This window comes from Bacillota bacterium, assembly GCA_024655925.1.
Lineage (GTDB): Bacteria > Bacillota > DTU025 > DTU025 > JANLFS01 > JANLFS01.
The window spans coordinates 1-3,639 of sequence record JANLFS010000093.1 but is presented as its reverse complement, the minus strand read 5'-3'; the positions used below and the strand labels follow the sequence as shown (position 1 = coordinate 3,639).

At 57.2% G+C, this 3,639-nt stretch carries 5 protein-coding genes; all 5 read right to left on the bottom strand.

The window, feature by feature from the left end; genetic code table 11:
* The coding region (locus NUW23_12605) for a DUF721 domain-containing protein (protein ID MCR4427005.1) at positions 1–218 on the bottom strand (218 nt) is incomplete at its 3' end.
* Entirely contained in the window at positions 218–1,336 is a 1,119-nt protein-coding gene (recF, locus tag NUW23_12600; protein ID MCR4427004.1) for a DNA replication/repair protein RecF, read from the bottom strand. The genes recF and NUW23_12605, both read right to left, overlap by 1 nt.
* Positions 1,299–1,565, bottom strand: coding sequence for an RNA-binding S4 domain-containing protein (locus NUW23_12595; GenBank protein MCR4427003.1), 267 nt, complete (start codon positions 1,563–1,565; stop codon positions 1,299–1,301). Before NUW23_12595 ends, recF begins: the two co-directional genes overlap by 38 nt.
* On the bottom strand, positions 1,562–2,695 hold the full coding sequence (gene dnaN / locus NUW23_12590; GenBank protein ID MCR4427002.1) for a DNA polymerase III subunit beta: 1,134 nt from the start codon (positions 2,693–2,695) through the stop codon (positions 1,562–1,564). Before dnaN ends, NUW23_12595 begins: the two co-directional genes overlap by 4 nt.
* 272 nt (positions 2,696–2,967) lie before the next feature.
* Positions 2,968–3,639, bottom strand: a 672-nt coding sequence (locus NUW23_12585) for a chromosomal replication initiator protein DnaA (GenBank protein ID MCR4427001.1), incomplete at its 5' end; no start/stop codon positions are given.

Genomic DNA, 3,639 nt, shown 5'->3' with positions numbered 1-3,639 from the left:
AAGTCCGCCTTTAGCATAGTGAACTGCTGTGCCCACGCGGACTTCTCCACCGTGACGTGGAGGGTTCGGTTCCGCACGTAGGTTGCGCGGGAAGCCACCGGGAACTTTCCGCGGAGTTCGTCATTCCAGACGGACAGTGACGCAGTTTCCCGGAGTTTCTGTGTCACTCCGGCACGGGCCGCTGCTGCGCGCAACACGTCGCAAAGACGGTGGACCATCAGGATGCTACCTCCGTGACGCTTCCTGAGGCTATATTGAACCTTCGTGAGTCGGGCGGCATCGCCCTTACCGACTCAGGCTCGGAGCTGGTTACCAGGGCCTGGTACCTGCCCACTACCTCTGAGAGAAGATGTCCTCTCCTGCTCTCGTCGAGCTCGGATAGAACATCATCGAGGAGGAGAACTGGGTGCTCGCCCATCTGAGATTTGATGAACTCCACCTCTGCGAGTTTCAATGACAACACGATCGATCTCTGCTGACCTTGCGAGCCATATGCCGCCGCATCGACCCCGTCGATTTCGAAAGAGACATCATCCCGATGCGGACCCGCAAGGGTCATCCCTCTGATCAACTCCGCCCGTCTCAGTTTCTCCAGCTTCTCACGGAAAGCTTGCGCAATCTGTTCTGCTTTTGACCCTTCTGTGAGCGGAACGGATGGCGAGTACCTTATACTCAGGGTTTCCTGGGTTCCAGTGATCCTCCTGTGGGTTATCCGGCCGAGGACCCCCAGCGTGTCCAGTACAGCCGCTCTTCGGGCAGCGATCTTTGAGCCGAATTCGACGAGCTGCTCATCCCAGGGATCCAGGACGTCCGCCGTCCGGGTACTGGAGGTGGCGCGTTTCAGAAGAGCATTCCTCTGAAGGAGAGCCTTCGAGTAGGAAGCGAGCCAGTGACGGTAGTTCGGGCTGACCTGAGAGATCTCGAGGTCGAGGAACCTGCGGCGGTCGGCGGGAGATCCCTTAACTAGCGCAAGGTCATCAGGGGTAAACATAACCACATTGAGGTAGGACGACAGGTCTGCCGCGCGTATCCTCTCTGAGGCATTCAGCCGCACGAGTTTCTGTCCAGCCAGCGAGTACGCCACTTCCAAAGTGACTGAGGCAGGTTTCCTCTGCACCGAGCAGGCAACTCTGAAGCATGTGTCGCCCCACCGCACCAATTCTGCGTCACGGGCAGCACGGTAGGACCGTCCGGCTGACGCAACGTACATGGCCTCTAGAAGGTTAGTCTTCCCCTGCGCGTTTCGGCCCAGAAACAGGTTCACACCGGGGTCGAGGGATACTTCCGCCTCTCGGTAGTTACGAAAAGAGGTCAGGTGGACACTCTTGATCCACACAATCCCCACACCCCTCGACGGAACGCTCCACGACCACCACTTCACTGCCATACTCCACCCGATCTCCTGAGCGAAGCTTTCGGCCCCGTGCCGTCTCGACGCGGCCGTTGACCCTGACTTCGCCCGCGCGGACCAGAGCTTTGGCTTCCCCACCGGAATCCACGAGGTTCGCCCATTTCATGAGTTGGTCCAGGCGGATGTAGTCCGTTGTGATGAGGATGGTCCTCATGTCGCCGACGTAACCGGCATCACCAGATAGGTGAAGTTCGGGTCCGTCTCGTCCTTCACCTCGATTGGGTGCTTGAAACTGGTGTACCCCAAGGAGACTTCTTCGCCCTCTAGCACCCTCAGCACATCTCGGAGGTAGCGAGCGCGCAGAGCCACGGTGATATCTGCATATCCCTGCATGGAGACTGGGATGTCCTCGGTCGCCTGTCCGACCTCAGGAGTATTGGCGCTTATTGTGAGGAACCCAGATGAACTGCCTTCATCGCCGGTGTACACCATCTTGACGGCACTCAGATCGTCCTTGCACATCAAGGAGACCCTGTCTATCGAGGACAAGAGCTGGTTGCGGTCCAAAGTGACCCTGGCAGGGATGTTCTGCGGGAAGACCTGCTTGTAGTTGGGGAATTGCCCTTCGAGCAACCTCGTGACGAAGGTGGTCGCCCCGACCTTGATCATGGCATGTCGTTCCGTCAGGGCCATTTCCACCTCTCTCTCTCCGTCTACCATCAGGTTCCGCTCCACCTCGAGAAGGGTCTTCGCCGGAATGATCACGCTCTTCGTCTCAGCGAAGGGGGAGGGGAAATCCATGGTCTTGTGGGCCAGCCTGAACGTGTCCGTGGCAACCATTGTGAGCTTACCTGGTTCCATCAGAACATAGACCCCTGTGAGGAATGCCCGAGTATCCTCCATTGCCGCGGCTATGGCCGTCCTTCGGATCATCGCACGGAGGTCCTGCTCTGATATGGACCACGCATTGGACAGAGAGATTTCCGGCAGCGATGGGAACTCGTCAGCCGGCATTGTCTTTATGTTGAAGCTGATCCGGTCGGATAGGATCTCCACAGACTTGGTATCCTCGCGGTACTCCATCTGCACTTCAGAATGAGGAAGCTTGCGGGTGATCTCCGAGAGATACCTCGCCGGGAACACCAGGGATCCTTCCCTTTCGACGGTGACCGGGACAAAGGTTTCGATGCCGAGATCCAGGTCGTAGGCAACGAGCCTGAGCCCTTCGGGGCAAGTCTCCACCAGAATTCCAGAGAGTACCGGTATCGTGGCTTTCGGCGATACCGCCTTGTAGACTGTCTGTACACCCGTTACCAGGGCGGCTTTGGAACAGGATATCTTCAACTTGAGACTACCTCCCCACCCCGCATACTGTACTAGTGTCACGAATATATAAGTACGTTAGTCGCCGTAGTCGTAGGGCTTGTGGATATGTTGACATCCTTAAAACCGTCCAGTCAAGAGTGGTGTTCGGGGTGTGGATGTGTTCTGGATGACTTGTGGGGAGTTGTCCACATTCTACTGAGTTGTCCACACTCAAGGGAAGGATCCACACCCGGTCCACAGGTTGTCAACATACCATCCACGGAGTTATCTACAACCTATTCCCGGAACTGCTATCCATTCTGGAGCCGCGCGACGATCTCCTTCACGGTGGCGTTGAGGGAAGCATCGCCTTTGAGATCCTGCTGGATCTTCTCACACGCGTGGATCACGGTTGTGTGATCACGCCCTCCGAATTCCTCTCCGATCTTGGGCAGGGAGAGTTCGGTGAGCTCGCGGGTGAGGTACATGGCCAGCTGCCTGGGGAAGGAGACGCTCCGCACCCTGCTCTTTGCCCTCATCTCGGAGACTTCTATGCTGAAGTAGTCTGCGACAACGCGCTGGATGAACTCAACGGAGATCTGCTTCGGACGTGACGATGGGATCATGTCCTTCAGAACTTCAGCGGCGAGGCTCTGAGTGATCTGTCGTCCAGTGAGCCCTGCGTACGCCCGAACGCGGATGAGTGCGCCCTCGAGTTCGCGGATGTTGGAGTGGATCTCCTGAGCAATATGGATCAAGACTTCCTGCGGGATATCTGACCCCTCAGATGCGGCTTTCTTCCTCAGTATCGCGATGCGCGTTTCAAGATCAGGGGCCTGTATGTCAGTAATCAGCCCCCATTCGAACCTCGACCGCAGCCTGCTTTCGAGGGTCGCGATTTCCTTGGGAGGCCGGTCGCTTGTGATGACAATCTGCTTGCCCGCTTCGTAGAGGGAGTTGAATGTATGGAAGAACTCCTCTTG

Excerpts from the sequence above, each read along its gene's own strand:
- NUW23_12595 (MCR4427003.1), bottom strand. The coding sequence starts at position 1,565 with ATGAGGACCATCCTCATCACAACGGACTACATCCGCCTGGACCAACTC.